Origin of the sequence: Flavobacterium sp. GP15, assembly GCF_014281985.1 — a bacterium.
In the GTDB taxonomy this organism is placed as follows: domain Bacteria; phylum Bacteroidota; class Bacteroidia; order Flavobacteriales; family Flavobacteriaceae; genus Flavobacterium; species Flavobacterium pygoscelis.
Window position 1 is genome coordinate 808,354 of sequence record NZ_JACFTC010000002.1, and the last position, 15,214, is coordinate 823,567.

Genomic DNA, 15,214 nt, shown 5'->3' on the forward strand with positions numbered 1-15,214 from the left:
AGAATTTTTCTTTCAAACAAGAGGAACCGCACGCTCTAGCAGATTTTATAAATCTGTCGAAGAACTGCACTTTTTTAAAATTTATGAAATTACGGTAGGTGGGTGAAAAACAACAGCAATGTTTTTATAAGAATACAAATTAGAATAATTACTTATTGCTCTTTTAGTTTTAAGAAAATAAAGTGGTGTAATTACAAATGAATTAATCTCTTGAAAAAACACGACTACAGTTTCTTGAGAAGTGATTTTTTTATTATTAGAAATCGGGTTTTCACTTTCGGAATTTTTAGCCAATTCTTTCATTAAATGGCATTTTCCGTTGCAGTGTATTTTAGGACGATCTTTATTAACGCAAAGTACTTTTGAGATATAATCATAATTAACAACATAATCTATAACCGGTAGTACTGGTTTTAGAAGTAAGAGTAAGGCTAATATGAGTACTGCTTTTTTCACTAAACAAAGATACCGCCGTGTAGGGTTCAATTTGTATGACTTTTATCATATTCAGAAATTAAATTATGAAGGTTTTTTGTTTTAAATTATTTCTGAAATTTTTGAATTGTATTTTTTAAAAAGCTACTGATACTTCTATTTTGAAATTAAAAAAAAGATTGTATCGTTCTTTATTCCGACTCTTTTTCTATTTTAAATATTTGTAACTTTGTGCCCTTATTAAAATATAATTTTTTGAAGATGAAGCGTGTTGTTGTAGGACTTTCAGGAGGAGTAGATTCAAGTGTTGCAGCTTATTTGTTGCAACAACAAGGATATGAAGTTATTGGTCTTTTTATGAAGAATTGGCATGACGATTCAGTGACTATTTCTAACGAATGCCCGTGGTTAGAGGATAGTAATGATGCATTATTAGTAGCAGAAAAGTTAGGGATTCCATTTCAAACAGTTGATTTAAGCGAAGAATACAAAGAGAAAATCGTCGACTATATGTTTAACGAGTACGAAAAAGGGAGAACTCCAAACCCTGATGTACTTTGTAACCGTGAAATAAAATTTGATGTTTTTATGAAAATTGCTTTAAGTCTGGGTGCCGATTATGTGGCTACCGGACATTACTGCAGAAAAACAGAGATTGATGTAAATGGAGAAACGGTTTATCAGCTTAAAGCAGGTGCCGATGTCAACAAAGATCAGTCTTATTTTTTGTGTCAATTATCGCAAGAGCAATTAGCAAAATCACTATTTCCTATTGGTGAATTAACCAAGCCAGAAGTACGAGAAATTGCTGCGCAAATGGATTTGATTACGGCTGAGAAAAAAGATTCCCAAGGATTATGTTTTATAGGTAAAGTGCGTTTGCCAGAGTTTTTGCAACAAAAACTACAACCAAAAGACGGCATTATTATTCAAATAGATAAAAACGATCCTATTTACAGTGTAGAAAAACAAGTTGGTTTAACTCTTGAAGAAGAATTAAATACAGCCGCTCAAAAACTGCCTTACACTCCTGAAATGGGTAAAGTGGTAGGAAAACATCAAGGTGCTCATTATTTTACAATTGGGCAACGTAAAGGATTAAATGTTGGTGGTACAACGGATCCGTTATTTATTATTGCGACGAATGTTGAAACCAATACAATTTATACAGGATTAACAAGTATGCATCCTGGATTATTCAAGAAAGTGTTGCGTATAGAAAAAGACGAAGTACATTGGATTCGTAAAGATTTGGCTTTAGCCAATGGAGAAAGTGCTGAATATATGGTTCGAATTAGATACAGACAACTGTTGCAAAAAGCTACTTTATACCAGTTTGAAAACCAAATGTACATTGCTTTTGAGGAACCACAATCCGCAATAACAGAAGGACAATTTGCAGCTTGGTATTTAGAAGATGAATTGATCGGTTCAGGCGTTATTTCTTAGCGTTATAATTTTAAAGTACTATTTAAAAAATATAATAATTGGTAGATTGTAACGATAACGATCCTATTTAAAAAAATAAAAATCGAGCAGTTTATGAGAAAATTTTATCTATTCCTATTTTTCGTAGTTACAGTTTCTAGTTTTTCTCAACAAGATGCTTGGGTTTATTTTAATGCGAAGAGCAATGCTCAAATTTATTTTGATTCGCCTTCCAAAATGCTTTCTCAAAGAGCCTTAGAAAGAAGATCAAATCAAAAGATAGCTTTAGATTTTAAAGACATTCCAATAGAAGCCTCTTTTATTAATTCTGTTAAAGCAAGTTCAGGAATTACGGTCATGGCAAAATCAAAATGGTTGAATGCTATTCATGTTCGCGGTTCGCAGGCAGATATCAATACATTGACTCAGCTCTCTTTCGTTAGTAAAATTGACTTTGCGGATAAGACATTAAATCAGACGGGAAAAATAGCTAAGAATAATAAAATCAAATCAGCAAGTAAAACTAAAAGTTCAAAAATTGACTATGCATACGGTTCCTCTTTCAATCAAATAAAAATGCTCAATGGGGATGTTTTACATCAATTAAATCATACGGGTTCTGGTAAAATTATTGCCGTTATGGATGCTGGTTTTCCAGGAGTAAACACCACGCAACCTTTTAAAAGATTACGAGATAACAATCAAATTTTAGGAGGTTATAATTTTGTTTCAAGAGATAATGACTTCTATAACGGTGTTTCTCACGGAACTTCTGTGCTGTCAACAATGGGCGGTTATAAAGAGAATTCGTTAGTAGGAACTGCGCCGGATGCTTCTTATTATTTGTTTATAACCGAAGATGATACTTCAGAAAATCCTGTAGAAGAATCACTTTGGGTTGAAGCTGCAGAAAAAGCAGATAGTTTAGGTGTTGATATTATTACTACTTCTTTAGGATATTTTGAATTTGATAATAAAGCGTATAATTATGCTTATAAAGATATGAATGGAGCTACCTCATTTATGTCTCGTGGTGCAGAAATTGCGTTTAGTAAAGGTATGATTGTTGTTGCTTCGGCAGGTAATTCCGGTGGTACATCAGACCCTTATATTTCTATTCCTGCAGATGCAATTTCGGTACTTTCAGTGGGTGCCGTAAATTCATCTAAAAATAGAGCTTCATTTAGTTCAATAGGCCCTGCTTTTGATGGTAGGATTAAGCCTGAAGTAATGGCACAAGGTCAAGCTACAGTAGTATCTGATGCTTTTGGTAACATTGTAACAGCAAACGGCACCTCTTTTTCGGGACCTGTAATGGCAGGAATGGTAGCGTGTTTATGGCAAGCTTTTCCCGAAAAGACAAACCAACAAATTAGGGATTTAATACTCAAGTCCTCGGATCAGTTCTTAAAGCCCAACAATCAATATGGATATGGAATTCCCAATTTTCAATTGGCTATCAATACGGCAAATGATTCAACCTCTGTATCAAATGACTCTTTTATTGTTTATCCTAATCCGACTAGTGATTTTGTTGTGATTTCTTTGCCTGAAATATTTAAAAAAGGAACTATTTTTATCTATTCGCTCGCGGGAAAGAAAGTTTTAGAACAACAAGTTAGCCAAGAATCCGCTTCGATTTCATTAAAATCGCTCGAAAAAGGAATGTATCTTTATAAAATGGAATCAGTTGATTTTTCTAAAAACGGAAAAATATTTAAAAAGTAATAGCTTAATAGTAGATGAATAAAATCACCGAACTTTTCAAAATTAAATATCCAATCATTCAAGGAGGAATGATCTGGAATAGTGGTTATAAATTAGCAAGTGCTGTGAGTAATGCAGGTGGTTTAGGATTGATAGGTGCCGGCTCTATGTATCCTGAAGTCTTGCGAGAACACATTCAAAAATGTAAAAAAGCAACTACTCAACCTTTTGGGGTAAATGTTCCTATGTTGTATCCTAATGTCGAAGAAATAATGAAAATTATTGTCGAGGAAGGCGTTAAAATTGTTTTTACCTCTGCTGGAAATCCTAAAACATGGACTTCTTTTTTGAAAGAAAATGGTATTACAGTGGTGCATGTTGTGAGTAGTTCTTTATTTGCATTAAAAGCTCAGGATGCTGGAGTAGATGCAATTGTTGCTGAGGGATTCGAAGCTGGAGGTCATAATGGGCGCGAAGAAACCACTACTTTAACCTTGATTCCAATGGTAAAAGAAAAAATTAAAATTCCATTAATTGCTGCTGGTGGTATAGGTTCTGGCCGTGGTATGTTGGCGGTAATGACTTTAGGTGCTGATGGCGTACAAGTTGGTAGCAGATTTGCTGCTTCTGTAGAATCATCCGCACATCAAAATTTTAAGGAGACCATTATCGAGGTTTCTGAAGGTGGAACTCAATTGACATTAAAAGAGCTTGCTCCCGTTAGGTTGATTAAAAATAAGTTTTACCATGACGTTCAGGATTTATATCAAAAAGGAACGACGAAAGAAGAATTGCAAACTTTGTTAGGAAGAGCAAGATCCAAAAGAGGAATGTTTGAAGGAGATTTAGTTGAAGGAGAATTAGAAATAGGACAAATAGCGGGAATTATTCGAGAAATAAAACCGGCTGCTGAAATTATTCAGGAAATGATTTCTGATTTTGAAACTGCCAGAAAAGAGATTGTTAATTTTCAATTTTAAAAAAATGAGTAAAATACAAACATACATTGTTATTCTTTTTCTAATGTTAGGATTGCAGCATTCCTATTCACAGAATTATAAGTTTAAAACAGCAGGATTTAGTGTTTTAGAAAAAAATGAAAAAGGAAAATGGGGTAAATGGTCGGATTTAAGTCCAGTCAATATCTTAGTTACTTTAGATACCAATAAAAGTAGAATTGTAGTTTACTCTCAAATTATTCAACTTTTTGAAATTGTAGATTATTTGCCTAAAGAAGAAAATGATACTGATTTAGTATATACGTTTACTTGTAAAGACAATGAAGGAGTCGATTGTACACTGTCTATAATTACAAGAAAAAAACAGAAAAACAGAAAGCAATTGTACATAAATTATGGTAATAGCATTATTATGTACACTATTTTTAATATGTAATTGACAATAAATTGAAAAGAAAATCTTCCATTCCAAGCCTGAAATAGCTGAAATGCTAAAAAAGCACACCGAATAATAAGAAAATTTATGAAATGGTAGAATTTAAAATCTTTAATAAAGTTGATAAATTATATATCGGAAGAAGTTTTATAATTAATACTTTAGCATTACTATTTGTTTGTCCAAGCCTAATTGGAATACTATTTAAGAACATAAATATTAATACAACCTTCGCTGCTACATTTGGAATTATTGCTTGCCTTTTAGTTTTAAGCGGAATTTTTATAAAACTTTTTGTCCAATTTAAGTATGAAAAGTTAAAAGGGTATTTTGAAGGAACGATTGAATTTCACGAAAATAAAATTAAAGTAGACAAAATCGAATATGAAATTGAAAAAATTAAAAAAATAGAAATATACGCAGGAGATTATAAGGGGAAATGGAAACCGACAGGTAAAACTGAATACGACAACGCTTTATCGAATGGAGTAGGAAATGTTTTACGAATCATAATGGAAAATGAAAATGAAACCATTACCATTTATTTTGAGCAAAATGTAAAAAATGAAATTAAAATTGCCGAAAAACAGTTAGTAAATTACTACAAAGAAGGAAAAATCCGCTGGCTTCACTTAATAGATATTTTAGCAATTAATGATTATGATGAAATTCAGCAATTTAAAAGCAATATCCGCTAACAGCCGTTTTGCTCTATTGAGAGAAAAGTGCATAATTGACGTTTATCTTTCGCAAGAAGTTGTATTTTGTCAGAAAATACGCAGTACCGAAGCTTGCAACATACGTAAAGCGCCAAGATGATTTTCTTTTTTATAAAATCTCTATATCTTTAATAAAGGAGTCGTATTCCAAATAAAAGGATTCAAGGGCATTCATTTTATCGTTGTAAAATTCAAAAATTTCATCCCAGTATTTTCTATTACTAACACCAACACCTAATTTTTCTACCCAAATACGACTAATGGTCTTTCCGCTTTCCAAGGTGTGTTCTTTTTCGAAAACTAAATCTTTGATAAATTCGTCTTCAAGAATGTTTTTTAGCGCTTCTAGTTTCTCAAAATAGGCAATTCTTTTTTCATCATTTCGATGTTCAATGTCTATTAAAACCTGAGCTTTTTTATTGTCAACATAAAATTTAAAAGAGAAATCTTTAATTTTAGTATCATACAAAACCCATTTGCGAGGATATTTTTGGGCAAATTCAATCCAGAATTCGCGTTTTAATCGTTGAGTTTCTTCTTTGCTATACATTATAAATTAAATTTTGATGTTAGAAAATTGGTGTAAATTTATTTTCTAACTACTTTTAGAATTAAATTTCAATTTGCAAAAATAGACTTTGATTATGGATTTTCAAGAATTTTTACAGTTTGTTCCCAAATTAATTGATGTACCACTTCCTGCATTTGAGGCGCATAAGAAAATGGCACCTTTAGAACGTTTAAAAGATTTACAAAACCTTGATTTAAAAACTGCTGATGCTAGAATTGCTGCCGTAATGATGCTTTTTTATCCTAAACAAGGAATTCCTCATCTTGTACTTATAGTTCGGAACTCTTATAAAGGCGTACATTCGGCACAAATTGCATTTCCAGGCGGGAAATATGAAATAGATGATCCTGATTTTGCTTTTACAGCGCTTAGAGAAACGCAAGAAGAAATTGGTGTTCTACCTGCAAAAATTGAAATTGTAAAAGCATTTACTCAATTGTATATTCCGCCGAGTAACTTTATGGTTCACCCTTTTTTGGGAATTAGTAAAGAAGAACTCACCTTTATTCAAGAACCTTCAGAAGTTGCCGATATTATCGAACTGCCATTGTCCGTTTTTTTGAGTGAGAGTATAGTTGTAAATACAAATGTTAAAACTTCTTATTCTGAGAACATTAACATTCCAGCTTTTAAAATTGAAAATCATATTGTCTGGGGTGCAACAGCAATGATGTTAAGCGAATTAAAAGATGTTTTGAATGGGGTTTTGAAATCGTAAATTTGATTTCTAATTATTATTCGTACTGGTAAAAGTCATCAAGTATTATTTTCGTAATATTGTAAATTAAATTTTTAAAAATTAATAAATTTATGGGATTGTTTAAACGAAATCCTTTCGGACATATATTATTTATAAAAAAATGGTTAATTCGAATTTTTGGGGCAATTACGCACAAAAGATATAGAGGATTCAATGAATTGCAAATTGAAGGTTCAGAAATTATAAGAGATTTACCAGAAACCAACGTGCTTTTTATTTCCAATCACCAGACTTATTTTGCTGATGTTGTGGCTATGTTTCATGTTTTTAATGCAAGTCTTAGTGGTCGAGATGATACCATTAAAAACGTATGTTATCTGTGGCAACCTAAGATGAATATTTATTATGTTGCGGCTAAAGAAACAATGCGTGCTGGATTATTACCAAGAATAATGGCATACGCAGGAGCTATATCAGTAGAACGAACTTGGCGCGCAAAAGGAGTAGATGTAAAAGAAAAAAAAGACATTAATCCGGACGATACCGAAAACATAAAAATAGCCCTAAATGACGGTTGGGTAATTACTTTTCCTCAAGGAACGACAAAGTCTTTTAAACCTGTTCGCAAAGGAACTGCACATATTATAAAACAGCACAGACCCATCGTTGTACCTATAGTAATTGATGGCTTTCGTCGCTCGTTTGATAAAAAAGGATTGCGAATGAAAAAGAAAGGAATTCTTCAATCTTTTATCATCAAAGAACCTTTAGATATTGATTACGATAACGATACCATTGATGAAATTGTAGAGAAAGTAGAATATGCAATTGAACAACATTGCTCATTTCTAAAAGTAATTCCAGCTGAAATTATCAAAGAACAAGAAGAATTAAACAAAACGCGTCAGTGGGAATATTAATGTTTGAATAATTGTAATAAATTGGTAGAAAAAACAACATCAATTTTGATCTATTTGACTCATTCTTAATGCTAAATTGCAAGCGCTTATTTGCTGCTTTTTTAATACTATATTATTGTAGCTTTCTCTTTTATCAAGTTTAAATCTATGTTTTAAAATGCAGTTATCTGTCATTATTCTTAATTATAATGTTCGTTATTTTCTTGAACTCTGTTTGTTAAGCGTACAAAATGCGCTTTTAGAAATCGATAGCGAAATTATTGTGGTTGATAATAATTCGCAGGATGATAGCTGCGCAATGCTAAAGGAGCTTTTTCCACATATAAAGCTCATTCAGAATAAGGAGAATCTAGGTTTTTCTAAAGGAAATAATCTAGGTGTCGCTCCTGCAAAAGGAGATTATATTTGTATTCTTAATCCAGATACTGTCGTAGCTGAGGATACTTTTTCTAAAATTTTGGGTTTTGCTCGGTCACTAGATACTTTAGATTCTATTGATACAACAGGAATTATAGGATGTAAACTGATTGATGGCGCTGGACAATTTTTGCCCGAAAGTAAACGTGGTGTTCCAACTCCTTGGGTAGCTTTTACCAAAATTATGGGTTTGTATAAAATAGTACCAAAATCAAAGTTATTAGGGAGGTATTATGCCGAACATTTAGATGAAAATCAAACAGGAAAAGTAGATGTATTAGTTGGCGCTTTTATGTTGATGAAAAGAAATTTGTATGTAGAAGTTGGCGGATTTGATGAGAACTGCTTTATGTATTCAGATGATATCGATCTTTCTTACGTAATTGCAAAAAAAGGAAAGTCAAATTATTATTTTCACGAAACTTCTGTAATTCATTATAAAGGAGAAAGCACAATAAAAGATGGTACTTATATGAAACGTTTTCAACAAGCGATGTACTACTTTTATAAAAAACATTTTAGTGCTAATATTTTTGGATCTGTTATTTTTAATCTTTTCATGAAGACTGGAATATTGCTATTTTCGTTTTCAAAAAAAAATAAAGAGCAACTTAAAAATAAGGCTAAACCAAAATCCTTTCTTTTGTATTCTTACTCTTCAGAATTATTGGATAAATTGAATTCTATTTTACAAAATAAAGTGACTTTTTATGATTTAAAAAAAGAAAAAGCGGTAATTTCGTCTTCAATAAACACTGAAGAACGACCTGAAATTATTTTAGATACTAATTTTATTTCTTTTAAAGAAAGTATTGAATTTCTTGAATCTGCAAGAAATAAAGGATTTACCTTTAAAATTATACCTAAAAACGCTAATTTTTTAATAGGAAGCAACAATAGTAATGAAAGAGGCGAGGTTATTAAAATACCGTAAAAAAATGCATTTAATGTAATTTATAATTGAAATATTCAGTAATTTCGCAAACTGAAAATCAAAATCACCTTTTAGGTTAATAATATGGCAAGATTTGAATTAAAACTTCCTAAAATGGGAGAAAGTGTAGCAGAAGCAACCATTACAAATTGGTTGAAACAAGTTGGAGATAAGATTGAAGCTGATGAAGCGGTACTTGAAATAGCTACTGATAAAGTGGATAGCGAAGTGCCAAGTGAAGTTTCTGGGATCCTAATTGAGCAATTGTTTGGAAAAGATGATCTCGTACAAGTAGGTCAGACTATTGCAATAATTGAAACCGAAGGAGGAGAACTTGTGTCTGTAGTTAAGGAAGCCACGGCTCCTGCAGCTGTAGCTGAAGTGACAAAAATGGTCGAAGCTGCAAAAGAAAGTGTTGCTGCTCCTGTTGATTTTTCTGATTCTGAGAAGTTCTTATCGCCTTTAGTTAAAAATATAGCTAAAGAAGAAGGAGTTTCTGTGGCCGAACTAGCTGCAATTTCTGGAACAGGTAAAGAAGGAAGAGTTACTAAAAATGATATTTTAGAATACGTAAAAAATAGAGCTAATCAACCGGTAGTTGCAGCTCCAGTTGTTGCAGCTCCAAAAACTGTTGCGGCTCCAGTTGCTCAAAAAGCGGCTCCAGTATCTGTAAGTGGTGGTGATGAAATAGTTGAAATGGATAGAATGCGCAAGCTTATTGCGGGTTATATGGTCGCTTCTGTGCAAACATCGGCTCACGTACAGTCTTTTATCGAAGTTGATGTGACGAACATTGTTAAATGGAGAGAAAAAAATAAAAATGCTTTCGAAAAGAGAGAAGGAGAGAAGTTGACTTATACTCCAATTTTTATGGAAGCCGTTGCAAAAGCAATAAAAGATTATCCTGGAATGAACATTTCTGTTGATGGTGATTTTATCATCAAAAAGAAAAATATAAACCTAGGTATGGCAGCTTCTTTGCCTAACGGTAATTTAATTGTTCCTGTTATCAAAAATGCAGATCAGTTAAATTTAGTTGGAATGGCAAAAGCCGTAAATGACTTAGGTGGTCGTGCAAAAGCAGGAAAACTTAAGCCAGACGATACGCAAGGAGGAACCTATACGGTTACGAATGTTGGTACTTTTGGAAGTGTTTTTGGAACACCAATTTTAAATCAACCTCAAGTGGGTATTCTTGCTCTTGGAGCTATTCGTAAAATGCCAGCAGTGATCGAAACTCCTGAAGGTGATTTTATAGGAATTCGTCAAAAAATGTTTTTATCGCATAGTTATGATCATAGAGTTGTCGATGGAGCGCTAGGAGGAAGTTTTGTGAAACGAGTAGCAGAATATCTTGAAGCTTTTGACGTGAATAGAGATTTTTAAAAAAGAATAGTAATAAAATTTAAACCCGACTCGTTTTCAAGAATGAGTCGGGTTTTTGTTTTTGTGATTTTTTAAACTTTAAAAGGGAAACTTTAAATAAAATTAAACCCAAATTTCTATATTTGTAATTATACAAAAATTAAAAATGGAACTTAAACTCAGTAAGCCAATTTGCTTTTTCGATCTTGAAACTACAGGAATTGATATCGGAAAGGATAGAATTGTAGAAATCTCAATATTTAAAGTTTTTCCAAACGGAAATAAAGAAAGTAAAACATGGTTGGTGAATCCTACGATTCCAATTCCTGCCCAAACTACCGCTGTTCATGGTATTACTGACGAAAAAGTAGCGAATGAACCTACCTTTAACGAACTCGCTTCTCAGGTGCATAATATGATTAAAGACAGTGATTTGGCTGGATTTAATTCGGATCGATTTGATATTCCTTTACTAGCAGAAGAATTGTTGCGTGCAGGAGTAGATTTTGATATGAAAGGAAAAGTCTCAGTAGATGTTCAAACTGTTTTTCATAAAATGGAAGAACGAACATTAAGTGCAGCGCTTAAATTCTACTGTGGAAAATCGCTTGAAAACGCGCATTCAGCAGAAGCAGATACCATGGCGACTTACGAAATTCTAAAAGCACAATTGGATCGTTATCCAGAATTGGAAAACGACATGAAATCATTATCAGAGTTTACCACCAGAAAAAAAATTGCTGACTTTGCAGGAATGATCGCTTTTGATGCAGATAACGAAGAGGTATTTACTTTTGGTAAACACAAAGGGGTAAAGGTGGATAAAGTATTAGAAACCGAACCTGGTTATTTTAGTTGGATACAAAATGCCGATTTTCCGTTATACACCAAAAAAGTTTTGACAGCCATTAAATTAAGAAAATTAAACACCAAAAAGTAGTTGATAACAACAAGTTATTCACGCTTTGAATTACTAAAGATTAGTGCCAATTTATAGCAGTTAAGATCTAAAAAATAGAAAATGAAAATAATCTGTATCGGTAGAAATTATACCAATCATATAGAAGAGTTAAAGAACGAGAGACCTACGGAACCAGTTGTTTTTATGAAACCAGATTCGGCCGTTTTGTTAAAACAGCATCCGTTTGTGATACCGGAATTTTCCAATGATGTACATCATGAGATTGAAATCATTGTCAAAATAAGTAAAGTAGGAAAGTATATCGAACCTAAATTTGCTCACAAATATTACGAAGAAATTAGTGTTGGAATCGATTTTACAGCACGCGATTTACAAGATCAATTAAAAGCAAAAGGATTGCCTTGGGAAAAAGCGAAAGCATTTGACGGTTCGGCAGTTATAGGTGAGTTTTTACCGAAAAATCAATTTAATTCCCTAGAAAATATTACTTTTGAATTGAAGAAAAACAATGAAACAGCTCAGATCGGTAGTTCTAATTTAATGTTATGGAAAATTGACGAGTTAATATCTTATGTTTCACAGTTTTTTACATTAAAAATTGGAGATATAATTTTTACAGGAACTCCAGAAGGAGTTGCCTCTGTGAAATCCGATGACGTTTTAGAAGGCTTTTTAGAAGGACAACAACTATTTAGAATACAAGTAAAATAATGGCTATAAATTACAACCTTTCAAAAGTGTACGCACTTTCAGACAATGATCCCGAATTTGTAAATGAAATTCTAACCTTGTTTGTAACAGAAGTTCCAGAAGATTTAATGCAAATCAAAGAAGGGATTAAAAAGAAAGACCATAAGCATGCTTATGCTTATGCGCACAAGATAAAACCAACGTTAGATTTAATGGGCTTAAATGTCGCATTCGAAGAAATTCTTCAAATCGAGGCTTGGACCAAGTCAGAAGGTAAAAAGAAAGATATCAAAGAAACTTTTAAAAGTGTTAAATCACAAGTAAAAGAAGCGATCAAAGAAATCAAAAAAGACTTTGATGTGTAATAGTTGGGCGTGACCATTCTTTCATTCTCATTACAGAACGGTCGGGCTATACGTTGCAATCTTATTTTATTGCGCTATCGCTTCATAAAATAAGGATTTTCACTACTATCCCTCACGCAAAAAAAAGAGAAATGTACTATTGAGTACATTTCTCTTTTTGATTCAATTAGTTTCAAAAAAAACAATAACTATAAATGTCAAACACTATAAACGTCAAGTTTCAAGAGCATTTTAAGTTGTATGTTTTATTTCAGGATAATATTATTTTTGAAGGTGAATTGCAGCGTCGGGAAATAGATTATTACTATGATCCAGAACGATTATTTATATCAAAAAGTATTAGGTATTTTATATTAGAAAAAAAAACAATAATGAGATTGATTTGATTTTAAAACAGCAGGGTATTTTGGCACTATTGAATCATTAGGAATTCAAGATTTTCGGTTAGAAAGGAAAGTGCAATATCTGTATTGTAAGATAGCAATAGTTTTTTTAATAATCATTAGTATGGTATCTTTTATTCTAGATAAAATCTCCTAAACTTGATTTTTCTTCACACCACTTAAAATTTAAAACAAAATGAAAGCAACTATAGTTACGATTGGAGACGAAATTTTAATAGGTCAGATTGTCGACACAAATTCTGGATTTATCGCAAAAGCATTAGATAAAATTGGTGTTGAGATCAATGAAATGATTTCGATTAGCGATGACAAAAATCATATCTTATACACGTTTGCAGCGCTTCAAAATAAAGTAGATTTGGTTATTGTCACTGGCGGTTTGGGACCTACTAAAGATGATGTTACAAAAAAGACATTCTGTGATTATTTTGAAGATGAATTAGTAGTAAATTCAGAAGTTCTCGCTCATGTTACGCAAATCATTGAAGGTTTTTATAAGCGTCCTATAACGCAAATGAATAAAGACCAAGCATTGGTTCCGTCAAAATGCACAGTGCTTCATAATGAAGTAGGTACTGCGCCTGGAATGTGGATGAAAAAGAAAAATACGGTATTCATTTCGCTTCCGGGAGTTCCTTTTGAAATGAAATACTTGGTAGAAAATCAAATTATACCTAAGGTTGTATTAGAGTACAAACGTCCGTACATTATTCATAGAACAATTCTAACCTACGGTCAAGGAGAGAGTATGGTGGCGGAACGTATTGAAGATTGGGAAAATAATCTTCCAGAATTTATAAAATTAGCCTATTTGCCTGCCTTGGGTCGAGTTCGTTTAAGATTATCAGCACGAGGAACAGATAAAAAAAGTTTAGAAGAAGCGCTGGAAGAAAATATAAAATCTTTGGATGCTATCATCAATGATATTATTGTTGGGTTTGATGAAGAAGAAACTATAGAGTTTGTTATTGGAAGAATACTTAAAAAACAAAACAAAACGCTCTCTACTGCCGAAAGTTGTACTGGCGGTAAAATTGCCGAAGTTTTAACTGCAGTTTCTGGTTCTTCTCAGTACTTTAAAGGAGCGGTTGTTTCGTACGCAACGGAGGTTAAAATTAATGTTTTAGGAATCTCCGAAAGTTTGATAAAAGAACATTCTGTAGTTAGTAAAGAGGTAGTTTCTGCGATGGCTTTGAGCGTAAAAAAAATAATGAACACCGATTATGCGATTGCGACAACTGGAAATGCAGGACCGTCAAAAGGAGATTCAGATGCGGAACTTGGGACAGTTTTTATCGCATTGGCAACACCAACGCAAATAATTGTTGAAGAATTTAATTTTGGCCAACCCCGTGAAAAAGTGATAGATAGAGCGGTTTTTAAAAGTTTAGAGCTCTTGCAAAAAGAAATTTTAAAAAATGTGTAATAATAATGTTGGTAAATAGGTTTATTTTTCTTTTCTTTGCACCCTGATTTTGAATAACGATAAAAGATAAGTATAATGTCAAGAGTTTGTGACCTTACAGGTAAAAGAGCGATGGTAGGAAATAACGTTTCTCACGCTATGAACAAAACTAAGAGAAAATTTTCTGTGAACTTAGTTAAAAAGCGTTTTTATCTTCCAGAAGAAGATAGATGGATTACTCTAAGAGTAGCTGCATCTACGATAAAAACAATTAATAAAAATGGAATTTCTGCAGTTTTGAAAAAAGCGCAGTCAGAAGGATTTATTAAATAATCCCTTCCAAAGAAAAAAAATAGCAAGATGGCAAAGAAAGGTAATAGAATCCAGGTAATTTTAGAATGTACTGAGCACAAAACATCAGGTGTTGCAGGAACTTCAAGATACATCACTACTAAGAACAAAAAAAATACACCAGACAGATTGGAGATTAAGAAATTTAATCCAGTTTTGAAACGTGTAACAGTTCACAAAGAAATTAAATAATAATTAGAAATTTTCTGAAAAATCCAGATGCTTGCATTTGAAGATTTTTTTAAAATTTTAAATACACATTTGAATCATGGCAAAGAAAACCGTAGCATCGTTACAAACAGCTTCAAAGAGATTATCAAAAGCCATCAAAATGGTGAAATCTCCTAAAACAGGTGCATATACATTCGTAGAATCTATTATGTCTCCAGAATCAGTTGATGAATTCTTGAAAAAGAAATAATATTCAATTAGCACTATATAGAAAAGCTACTTTCCTTCGGAAGTAGCTTTTTTATTTTCTATATT

The 15,214-nt window shown here is 32.4% G+C and carries 19 protein-coding genes; 17 read left to right on the top strand and 2 right to left on the bottom strand.

What is annotated here, in order from left to right; genetic code table 11:
* Positions 1-81: 81 nt before the first annotated feature.
* Positions 82-456, bottom strand: coding sequence for a hypothetical protein (locus tag H2650_RS07800; protein ID WP_223151081.1), 375 nt, complete (start codon positions 454-456; stop codon positions 82-84).
* A 240-nt stretch (positions 457-696) separates the two neighbouring features.
* Between H2650_RS07800 and mnmA the strand changes: the two genes are divergently transcribed.
* The 5 genes from mnmA (at position 697) to H2650_RS07825 (ending at position 5,663) form a co-directional block, all read left to right on the top strand.
* Positions 697-1,884 carry a tRNA 2-thiouridine(34) synthase MnmA gene (gene mnmA / locus H2650_RS07805; RefSeq protein WP_188050228.1) on the top strand — a complete coding sequence of 396 codons (1,188 nt, stop codon included), beginning with the start codon at positions 697-699 and terminating at the stop codon, positions 1,882-1,884.
* Between the two features lie 93 nt (positions 1,885-1,977).
* Positions 1,978-3,591 (top strand): S8 family serine peptidase, encoded by a 1,614-nt coding sequence (locus H2650_RS07810; RefSeq protein ID WP_188050229.1) that lies wholly within the window; start codon positions 1,978-1,980, stop codon positions 3,589-3,591.
* 14 nt (positions 3,592-3,605) lie between these two features.
* Positions 3,606-4,550 (top strand): nitronate monooxygenase family protein, encoded by a 945-nt coding sequence (locus H2650_RS07815; RefSeq protein ID WP_188050230.1) that lies wholly within the window; start codon positions 3,606-3,608, stop codon positions 4,548-4,550.
* Between the two features lie 4 nt (positions 4,551-4,554).
* Complete coding sequence (locus H2650_RS07820; RefSeq protein WP_188050231.1) at positions 4,555-4,965, top strand: hypothetical protein; 411 nt, start codon at positions 4,555-4,557, stop codon at positions 4,963-4,965.
* 92 nt (positions 4,966-5,057) lie between these two features.
* Positions 5,058-5,663: a hypothetical protein gene (locus H2650_RS07825; protein ID WP_188050232.1), complete on the top strand. Its 606-nt coding sequence runs from the start codon at positions 5,058-5,060 to the stop codon at positions 5,661-5,663.
* Positions 5,664-5,793: 130 nt separating this feature from the next.
* On the opposite strand, the gene H2650_RS07830 is transcribed toward H2650_RS07825, so the two are convergent.
* On the bottom strand, positions 5,794-6,234 hold the full coding sequence (locus tag H2650_RS07830; protein ID WP_188050233.1) for a DUF4268 domain-containing protein: 441 nt from the start codon (positions 6,232-6,234) through the stop codon (positions 5,794-5,796).
* Between the two features lie 94 nt (positions 6,235-6,328).
* On the opposite strand from H2650_RS07830, the gene H2650_RS07835 reads away from it, so the two are divergent.
* The 12 genes from H2650_RS07835 to H2650_RS07890 all read left to right on the top strand — a co-directional run bounded on the left by H2650_RS07835 (position 6,329) and on the right by H2650_RS07890 (position 15,149).
* A complete protein-coding gene (locus tag H2650_RS07835; protein WP_188050234.1) occupies positions 6,329-6,973 on the top strand; it encodes a CoA pyrophosphatase in 645 nt (214 codons plus the stop codon).
* A 92-nt stretch (positions 6,974-7,065) separates the two neighbouring features.
* Positions 7,066-7,875 (top strand): 1-acyl-sn-glycerol-3-phosphate acyltransferase, encoded by an 810-nt coding sequence (locus H2650_RS07840; RefSeq protein ID WP_188050235.1) that lies wholly within the window; start codon positions 7,066-7,068, stop codon positions 7,873-7,875.
* 157 nt (positions 7,876-8,032) lie between these two features.
* On the top strand, positions 8,033-9,226 hold the full coding sequence (locus H2650_RS07845; RefSeq protein WP_188050236.1) for a glycosyltransferase family 2 protein: 1,194 nt from the start codon (positions 8,033-8,035) through the stop codon (positions 9,224-9,226).
* A gap of 84 nt (positions 9,227-9,310) precedes the next feature.
* The gene (locus H2650_RS07850) at positions 9,311-10,612 is read left to right on the top strand and encodes a dihydrolipoamide acetyltransferase family protein (protein WP_188050237.1); all 1,302 of its coding nucleotides are present in this window, start codon (positions 9,311-9,313) and stop codon (positions 10,610-10,612) included.
* A 145-nt stretch (positions 10,613-10,757) separates the two neighbouring features.
* Positions 10,758-11,531, top strand: coding sequence for a 3'-5' exonuclease (locus tag H2650_RS07855; RefSeq protein ID WP_188050238.1), 774 nt, complete (start codon positions 10,758-10,760; stop codon positions 11,529-11,531).
* A gap of 81 nt (positions 11,532-11,612) precedes the next feature.
* Complete coding sequence (locus H2650_RS07860) at positions 11,613-12,224, top strand: fumarylacetoacetate hydrolase family protein (RefSeq protein WP_188050239.1); 612 nt, start codon at positions 11,613-11,615, stop codon at positions 12,222-12,224.
* Positions 12,224-12,568 carry an Hpt domain-containing protein gene (locus tag H2650_RS07865; RefSeq protein WP_188050240.1) on the top strand — a complete coding sequence of 115 codons (345 nt, stop codon included), beginning with the start codon at positions 12,224-12,226 and terminating at the stop codon, positions 12,566-12,568. Before H2650_RS07860 ends, H2650_RS07865 begins: the two co-directional genes overlap by 1 nt.
* Positions 12,569-12,762: 194 nt before the next feature.
* The gene (locus H2650_RS07870) at positions 12,763-12,954 is read left to right on the top strand and encodes a hypothetical protein (protein ID WP_188050241.1); all 192 of its coding nucleotides are present in this window, start codon (positions 12,763-12,765) and stop codon (positions 12,952-12,954) included.
* Between the two features lie 193 nt (positions 12,955-13,147).
* The gene (locus H2650_RS07875) at positions 13,148-14,398 is read left to right on the top strand and encodes a CinA family nicotinamide mononucleotide deamidase-related protein (RefSeq protein WP_188050242.1); all 1,251 of its coding nucleotides are present in this window, start codon (positions 13,148-13,150) and stop codon (positions 14,396-14,398) included.
* Between the two features lie 75 nt (positions 14,399-14,473).
* A complete protein-coding gene (rpmB, locus tag H2650_RS07880) occupies positions 14,474-14,710 on the top strand; it encodes a 50S ribosomal protein L28 (RefSeq protein WP_007805815.1) in 237 nt (78 codons plus the stop codon).
* 27 nt (positions 14,711-14,737) lie between these two features.
* Positions 14,738-14,920, top strand: a complete 183-nt coding sequence (gene rpmG, locus H2650_RS07885) for a 50S ribosomal protein L33 (RefSeq protein ID WP_016988713.1) — start codon at positions 14,738-14,740, stop codon at positions 14,918-14,920.
* Positions 14,921-14,996: 76 nt separating this feature from the next.
* Positions 14,997-15,149 carry a DUF4295 domain-containing protein gene (locus tag H2650_RS07890; protein WP_121924307.1) on the top strand — a complete coding sequence of 51 codons (153 nt, stop codon included), beginning with the start codon at positions 14,997-14,999 and terminating at the stop codon, positions 15,147-15,149.
* The last annotated feature ends 65 nt before the right edge of the window (positions 15,150-15,214 follow it).

Coding starts and splice junctions, on each gene's coding strand:
- rpmB (WP_007805815.1), top strand. CDS start 14,474: ATGTCAAGAGTTTGTGACCTTACAGGTAAAAGAGCGATGGTAGGAAAT.
- H2650_RS07840 (WP_188050235.1), top strand. CDS start 7,066: ATGGGATTGTTTAAACGAAATCCTTTCGGACATATATTATTTATAAAA.
- H2650_RS07890 (WP_121924307.1), top strand. CDS start 14,997: ATGGCAAAGAAAACCGTAGCATCGTTACAAACAGCTTCAAAGAGATTA.
- H2650_RS07870 (WP_188050241.1), top strand. CDS start 12,763: ATGTCAAACACTATAAACGTCAAGTTTCAAGAGCATTTTAAGTTGTAT.
- H2650_RS07835 (WP_188050234.1), top strand. CDS start 6,329: ATGGATTTTCAAGAATTTTTACAGTTTGTTCCCAAATTAATTGATGTA.
- H2650_RS07810 (WP_188050229.1), top strand. CDS start 1,978: ATGAGAAAATTTTATCTATTCCTATTTTTCGTAGTTACAGTTTCTAGT.
- mnmA (WP_188050228.1), top strand. CDS start 697: ATGAAGCGTGTTGTTGTAGGACTTTCAGGAGGAGTAGATTCAAGTGTT.
- H2650_RS07820 (WP_188050231.1), top strand. CDS start 4,555: ATGAGTAAAATACAAACATACATTGTTATTCTTTTTCTAATGTTAGGA.
- H2650_RS07845 (WP_188050236.1), top strand. CDS start 8,033: ATGCAGTTATCTGTCATTATTCTTAATTATAATGTTCGTTATTTTCTT.
- H2650_RS07815 (WP_188050230.1), top strand. CDS start 3,606: ATGAATAAAATCACCGAACTTTTCAAAATTAAATATCCAATCATTCAA.
- H2650_RS07865 (WP_188050240.1), top strand. CDS start 12,224: ATGGCTATAAATTACAACCTTTCAAAAGTGTACGCACTTTCAGACAAT.
- rpmG (WP_016988713.1), top strand. CDS start 14,738: ATGGCAAAGAAAGGTAATAGAATCCAGGTAATTTTAGAATGTACTGAG.
- H2650_RS07850 (WP_188050237.1), top strand. CDS start 9,311: ATGGCAAGATTTGAATTAAAACTTCCTAAAATGGGAGAAAGTGTAGCA.
- H2650_RS07830 (WP_188050233.1), bottom strand. CDS start 6,234: ATGTATAGCAAAGAAGAAACTCAACGATTAAAACGCGAATTCTGGATT.
- H2650_RS07855 (WP_188050238.1), top strand. CDS start 10,758: ATGGAACTTAAACTCAGTAAGCCAATTTGCTTTTTCGATCTTGAAACT.
- H2650_RS07860 (WP_188050239.1), top strand. CDS start 11,613: ATGAAAATAATCTGTATCGGTAGAAATTATACCAATCATATAGAAGAG.
- H2650_RS07825 (WP_188050232.1), top strand. CDS start 5,058: ATGGTAGAATTTAAAATCTTTAATAAAGTTGATAAATTATATATCGGA.
- H2650_RS07875 (WP_188050242.1), top strand. CDS start 13,148: ATGAAAGCAACTATAGTTACGATTGGAGACGAAATTTTAATAGGTCAG.